The sequence below is a fragment of the Mycobacterium sp. 050134 genome, assembly GCF_036409085.1.
In the GTDB taxonomy this organism is placed as follows: domain Bacteria; phylum Actinomycetota; class Actinomycetes; order Mycobacteriales; family Mycobacteriaceae; genus Mycobacterium.
The window spans coordinates 64,804-71,779 of the sequence record NZ_JAZGLV010000029.1 but is presented as its reverse complement, the minus strand read 5'-3'; the positions used below and the strand labels follow the sequence as shown (position 1 = coordinate 71,779).

General features: G+C 62.3%; 4 protein-coding genes. 2 read left to right on the top strand and 2 right to left on the bottom strand.

What is annotated here, in order from left to right; genetic code table 11:
* Together SKC42_RS25035 and SKC42_RS25030 are read right to left on the bottom strand one after the other, a co-directional pair.
* On the bottom strand, positions 1-1,274 hold a 1,274-nt coding region (locus tag SKC42_RS25035; RefSeq protein WP_330966933.1), incomplete at its 3' end, for a glycosyltransferase family 2 protein.
* 126 nt (positions 1,275-1,400) lie between these two features.
* Positions 1,401-2,162: a class I SAM-dependent methyltransferase gene (locus SKC42_RS25030; protein WP_330966932.1), complete on the bottom strand. Its 762-nt coding sequence runs from the start codon at positions 2,160-2,162 to the stop codon at positions 1,401-1,403.
* Positions 2,163-2,474: 312 nt separating this feature from the next.
* Here SKC42_RS25030 and SKC42_RS25025 point away from each other — a divergent pair, with 312 nt between their 5' ends.
* Positions 2,475-4,880 carry a glycosyltransferase family A protein gene (locus tag SKC42_RS25025; protein WP_330966931.1) on the top strand — a complete coding sequence of 802 codons (2,406 nt, stop codon included), beginning with the start codon at positions 2,475-2,477 and terminating at the stop codon, positions 4,878-4,880.
* 258 nt (positions 4,881-5,138) lie between these two features.
* Positions 5,139-6,947, top strand: coding sequence for a 2OG-Fe(II) oxygenase (locus SKC42_RS25020; protein WP_330966930.1), 1,809 nt, complete (start codon positions 5,139-5,141; stop codon positions 6,945-6,947).
* Positions 6,948-6,976: the final 29 nt, after the last annotated feature.

Genomic DNA, 6,976 nt, shown 5'->3' with positions numbered 1-6,976 from the left:
ATGCGCCCGAGCCACAGTGGCATATCGAGGCAGCAGTTCAGAAACGAGTTGATCGACTGCTCGGTGGCCTCGCGGTCGGAGTCGGCGATCAGGCTGACGACCACCTTGGCCGGGTCTGGATTGGCGACTAGACGCTGCACTAGCGCGTCGGGATACACCGAGGCCGCCTCGAGCATGGCCGGCACGCTGAAGTCGCGGTTGACCGCAATCCGTTGGCGTTCACCGTCGGGAACGTCGGGGCTGGCCAGCAGGCGCCGACACAGCATGAACGCCTCGGCATGCTTACCGATCCAAAAAGCGCACACCGCCTGCTCATCGATCGCGCGCCACGCATAGACCTCCGCACCAACGAACAACAAATCCTGCTCAGGAAACGGGATCTGAGCAGCCCGCTGAGCAAACAAATACCCGATCCGATAACGCCCATCGATGCGGTGGTGTCGGGTGATGTCATGCAGCGCCTCGGCGCGGGTCGGTCGAAACTCCCAAGCCCGCAGATAAGCGTCCTGGATACCCGGCCATGGTTGCCGGAGATGCTCGCTGGCCGCCGCGATTTGGTGCAGCGAGTGGTAGACCTCTTCGTCCCAGCCGCCCATCTCGACTCGCCGCTCATACCACTTGCGCGCGTTGACGAAATCACCCAGATCAAAGTAGCTCTGCGCCAGATAGAACACCGACCGACTGTCCTCAGGGTTACGCTCGACCTCAGCCAACAACAGATCGCGATCATGCGCGAACTTCTCCCCAGACAGATTGCGCGAACTGAGCCGACGATCCTGGATGTGGTACTCGCCCGCAAGACGTGCCGAGACGAGCGTGTCATCCCACGTCGGGCACTCATAGGTGACACCGACCCAGCGCGCGCATACTCCGGCGCGGAACAGCGCGGGACGCCAGTAGATGGTGGCGCCTAGCCTGTAGCGCAACATGTGGATGTCGGCGCTGAGCCGAGTGAAGTCGGGGGTGCCTACGACCATGTCGTCGGCGTCGATGACCCAGATGTAGTCGCCGTGGCCCTGAGCGAGATTCAATGCCTCGCCGCGATTGTGGCCGAAGTTCAGCCATGGTCGTTCGTGAAGCTCGCCCGGAATGCCCAGACGAGCCATCTGGTCGCGGATCAGGTCCTGGGTCCCGTCGGTGGAACCGGTGTCGACGATCACCCAGGAACTAATGTATGGCGCAACCGAATCCAGCGTCTCCGCAACGACGTGAGCCTCGTTCTTCACGATCATGTTCACGCAGATCGCAGGAGGCGGGATCACCGCGTCGGCCACAGCTCTCGAGCGTATGCGGCAACCGCGTGTCGCGGTATGGGTTCGGCTCAGCGGCCCGCATCCGGTACTCGTGCTTCGGATCTGCAGCGCGCCCTCGATGCGGTGCGCCGGCGAAGGTCTTGGGGTTCAGAAGGTCTGCTCGGCGGGTTTCCTCGCCTCGATGAGGACCCGCGTGGTGTGGGTCATGAACGAGCCTTCGGCCTCGATGCGTTCGTGCAGTTCGGCCAGCCTCCGGCGGTAGCGCTCAACGGTGAAGCCTTGCACCACGGGCACTTTTCGCAAAAAGTAGATCACCGCGCCGATGTCAAAGAACTCGGCGCGTAGCAGCTCCATGCGCAGGTCCACGACATCCAGGCCGGCGGCCTCCGCCTGAGCCCGGTGAGCTTCGGGGTTATAGCCGGCCCAGGTCTGCGGACCGATGAAGTACTCCACCAGTTCGAACATGTGTGTGGCCCCTGCGAGTTGCGCAAAGTAGGTGCCTCCGGGCCGCAGCACCCGGGCGATCTCGGTCCACACCACGTTGATCGGGTGCCGACTTGTCACCAGGTCGAATGCCTGGTCGGCGAACGGCAGCGAGGGCTCATTAGCCGTCGCGACCAGTAGCACGCCGCGGGGGTGGAGCAGCTTGGTGGCGAGTGCCGCGTTAGGCGGCCAGCCTTCGGTGGCCACCATGGTCGGAGGAAACGGCCCGGCGCCGGCCAGCACCTCCCCGCCACCGGTCTGAATATCCAGGGCGGCCGACACGCCCGCCAACCGCCGACTGAGCTGGCGCTGATAGCCCCACGACGGGCGTTCTTCGGTGGCGCGGCCGTCCAGCCACGAGAAATCCCAGCCCTCGACCGATACCGACGCGGCCTCAGCCACCAAGTCGTCGAACGTGCGTTGCACGCCGGGCATGGTACCGCCGCTGACAGGGCCGGTGAGTCGCCTGGCTGCGATTCGTTCGTCGTATCCAGCGCCGCGGGTACGCAAGTCCTCGACGTCTGCAGCGCCGTACGGCGTGGCTAATCGAAGAGCACACTTGCCAGGCCCGGATCGACGAATTTCAGACCAACCATCATGTCGGTCGCGGGGCGTCAATAGCGGGTTCCGTATCGTCGCCACATAACCTAGAACTTCCAGCGAACGGGCCCGCGTCTGTGAGAAAATCGAGGGGCCGTGCATCCAGCGACTGATCAATCTCTCGTGCTGAGTATCTGCGTGCCCACCTTCAACCGGGCGCGGTACCTCGACCGTCTCCTGCAGGATCTTTCTGCCCATATCGGTGAACTAGGATTTTCCTACGAACTGTTGATTGGTGACAACGCCTCGGAGGACGACACCGCTGATGTCGTTCGTAGGTACGAAGATCAGCTGGCCATTCGCTACACCCGGCGGCCGGAAAATGTGGGCGGGTACCACAACCTATCCCAACTGATTGATGCTGCGCACGGGCGATATGTCGTCTACGTCGGCGACGACGACCTACTTATTCCGGGTGTTCTTGGGCGCTACATAGCCTATTTGGAAGGCCACTCGGACGTCGGTGCGGTGTTCGCGCCCTGGTTCTTCCACGACCGGATTACTGGACGGGACTTCGGCCAGTTTTACTATGTAGAGCAACAAACGCGTATCGAGGCCGGCGACCACGCTGCCCTCTTCGACTTCCTGGTAGACGGTCACGTCTTCCCCGAGATCTACGTGGCCAGAACGTCCTTCGCTCAAACGTTGGCCGGTGCTGCCAATCCATTCGCGTTCATCTTCTTCGTACGGGTCGCTGCAATGGTGGATCGGGCTGCCGTGACATTCAGCCCGGAGCCCTTCTACCGCCAGGTCTTTGACGAGAGTTCACATACCCACCTCGGGCACGAAGAGGTCAAGGTGGGCTGGGACCGCTACCGCGGCGGCCTGGAGCACATCCTTGCCAGATTCGCCTCACAGCTGTCGGGCGAGGATCTTGACCGCTGTCATCGCGCCATCGATCGCTTTGTGCGTATCCGAATGCGGGTTGGTTTGCGGCTGCGTACCGAAGAGGGCAAAGACTGGATCGACAACTACTACATCGCCAGCCGCCTCCGCTGCGTGGGCGACGATTCACAGCTGCCGGCTCCGTACGAAACGTATCGCATCAACGCGGCGCTTCAGTATCTGCTAGGCCTGCAGCCGTTCCTCCCTGAACCCGCAACGGTTGCCTTCTATGAGGACGACCCTCCTCGGATCCTCACCCAAGCACGCGGCTTTGCCGCAGCGAGTCTGATGGCATTGGGGGACAGGTCGGTGCCATTGCCCGAAAACATAATCCTGCTAACGAGCCACGCGCCGGCTCCTGCCAATAGCGCGACGTTCGTTATATCCGAGGCTGAGCTGCTGTCGAGATTCCCGGGCGGTCCGCAAGACCGCGATCTACTGCTGCCCGAGATCGCCCCGGACGCCGGGGGTGCACAGTCGGTGTTCAATTTGGCGCAGAGCCTCTTCCAGGCGGGGGATTTCGTCAACGCGCGCAAGTGGTATGCGCGGCGGGCCGAGATGGGCGGCTGGGACGAGGAGGTCTACTACTCGATGTTCCGAGTCGCGCAGGCGATGGAGCACCTCGGGGAGGCATGGCCGGATGTTCAGGACGCCTACCTGAAGGCCTGGGAGTTCCGACCGACCCGCGCCGAGGCGCTGCATGCCATCGCCCGGCGGTACCGAGAAGGTCAGCGTTACCTGCTCGGCCACTTGTTCGCCCAGTTCGCCGCGCAAATCCCGTTTCCCGAAACGGACGTCTTGTTTGTGGGCGCAGACGTCTACGCCTGGGGTGCCATTGATGAGCAGGCGGTGTGCGCATTTTGGATCGGCAAGCATGCCGAGGCGTTTGCGCTGTGCCGGCGCCTGGTGGCGCACCCTGATATTCCCGATGAACGTCGACGTGGGGTTGCGGCCAATCGTGACTTTTCGGTGCCGGCGATGATCGAAGCGGCGTCGTCATACCCCGGTGAGGTGGTGGACAGTCTGGTTGCGGGGCCTCGCGATGCCGAGGTGACCGTGAGTTTGGTTGCTGGGCCGGATCGTGAGGTTACCGAGCAGACGTTGAATTCGTTTCTGCACTGCTGCACCGATCTGTCACGTGTCGGGTGCTTCGTAGCAGTCGATGTGGGCCTGTCCGTCCAAGATCGGGCGTGGCTGCGCAAGCGTTACGGGTTTCTACGGTTCGCGCCTCGCAGGTCCGGGGATGGGCCCCAAGCTCAGGTCGCGCAGCTCTCTAAGCGGGTCGGTGGGCGGTTTTGGTTGCATTTGGGTCAGGGTTGGCGGTTTTTTGCCCCGGAGGATTACATCACCCGGCTGAGCGCGGTGTTTGACGCTGAACCGCGGGTGTTTCAGGTCGGTGTCAACTATGGCGATGCGGTCAAGTTGACGGGCACTTGCGCCGCTGAGGCGGAGGTGCGTCGGGCACCGGATGCCGGCCGCTACGTCTTGGCTGATGTGGTGGCTAGCGGCCCGGCGATGTTCGACGTCGCACGACTAGATCAAGCCGGCGGTATGAGCGGTACCGACCCCGATCCGATTGCCGCACTCGAGCGGCGAATAGCCGCCGCCGGACTGCAAACCGCCAGCCTCGACGAAGTCCTCTGCGTCACCGCAACCTAAGCCGCTCGTCGCCCCTGAAGCGGTCTCTTGGGCCGCGGATATGGACCGCACCCGGAGCGCCGAACGAGGTCCAAACCCGCGTATTCGTGGCAGCGTCTTGTTGGTGTTTGGTGTGCTGTGACTGACGGCCCCCGTCTAGATCCCAAAGCGGGCGTCGGACTGGCGGACAGCCACGTCAACTACGCCCGGACAACTTCGCGAAATCGTGTGCCAAGGCATTAAACTGGTGCTAGCTTGCAGCGAATGGAGCCTTGTGCTATGTCCCAGGGAACGGACCTCGCACGGTTCATCCGGACTTATCCAGGTGCAATCGATGATGCGCTTGCCGCAGATCTGATAGCGCTACCGGGTGCCCAAAAGATGGACCTAGACCACCGTCGCTGTTCGCTCACGCCTGTCGTTGGTGACGTCTTGGAGCGCTTCCGCAGTGTGGTGCGTGAATGCTTCGCGGACTACCGCGCGCTCTCGTCAACGCTCTACTTCTGCACCCGGCTCGAGGAGCCGAATGTCCTGCGATACGAACCTTCGACCCCTGATCGACCGGAGTGGTTCCACGAGCATGCCGATGCCTTCAATTGCCCGTCTGCGACGCGGCAAGTCAGCGTGGTCGCTTATTTGAACGATGTGGCAGAAGGCGGCGAGACGGTGTTTACAGCCGTTGATTGCTCACAGCGTTGTGAGAAAGGCACCATTCTTTTCTTTCCGTCGAATTATCTTTACCATCATCTCGCTCGGCCGCCGCTATCTGGTCCGAAGATCGTGGTGGTGACTTGGATCCATTTCGGAAATGACGGTCCTACTTCGTACATTACGGTGCCCCTGGGCATGAAACGTGATCGTGAGTTCTTGTTGGCTGAGGTCGAACGCAATCCCACGGATGCCAAGTCGGTTTCTGACCTGGCCCAAATTTACTTCGGGTCTGGCGATTTCGCTAACGCGCGGAGGTGGTATGCGCGGCACGTCGAGTTGGGCGGGTCGCCCGAGGAGATCTTTGTGGCGATGTATCGGCTCGCGCAGGCGATGGAGCGTCTTGGGGAGCCGTGGCCGGATGTTCAGGACGCATATTTGAAGGCTTGGGCGTTTCGGCCGACCCGCGCTGAGCCGCTTTATCAGATCGCCGTACACTACCGGGTCGGGGGGCAGTATCAGCTCGGCTATTTGTTCGCCCAGTTCGCCGCGCAAATCTCGTTTCCCGAAACGGACGTCTTGTTTGTGGGCGCAGACGTCTACGCCTGGGGTGCCATTGATGAGCAGGCGGTGTGCGCGGGGTGGATCGGTAAGTATGCCGAGGCGTTTGGGCTGTGCCGAGGCCTGGTGGCGCACCCTGATATTCCCGATGAACGTCGACGTGGGGTTGCGGCCAATCGTGACTTTTCGGTGCCGGCGATGATCGAAGCGGCGTCGTCATACCCGGATGCTCTGGTGGACAGTTTGGTTGCGGGGTCTCGCGATGCCGAGGTGACTGTGAGTTTGGTTGCTGGGCCGGATCGTGAGGTCACTGAGCAGACGTTGAATTCGTTTCTGCATTGCTGCACTGATGTGTCGCGGGTGGGGCGTTTCTTGGTGGTCGATGCCGGGTTGTCCGTCGAGGATCGTGGGTGGTTGCAGGAGCGGTACGGGTTTGTTGAGTTCGCGCCTCGCTGGTCCGGGGATGGGCCCCAAGCTCAGGTCGCGCAGCTCTCTAAGCGGGTCGGTGGGCGGTTTTGGTTGCATTTGGGTCAGGGTTGGCGGTTTTTTGCCCCGGAGGATTACATCACCCGGCTGAGCGCGGTGTTTGACGCTGAACCGCGGGTGTTTCAGGTTGGTGTCAACTATGGCGATGCGGTCAAGTTGACGGGCACTTGCGCCGTTGAGGCGGAGGTGCGTCGGGCACCGGATGCCGGCCGCTACGTCTTGGCTGATGTGGTGGCTAGCGGCCCGGCGATGTTCGACGTCGCACGACTAGATCAAGCCGGCGGTATGAGCGGTACCGACCCCGATCCGATTGCCGCACTCGAGCGGCGAATAGCCGCCGCCGGACTGCAAACCGCCAGCCTCGACGAAGTCCTCTGCGTCACCGCAACCTGACCCTGCTCCACGCTCGAGACCGATCTCCG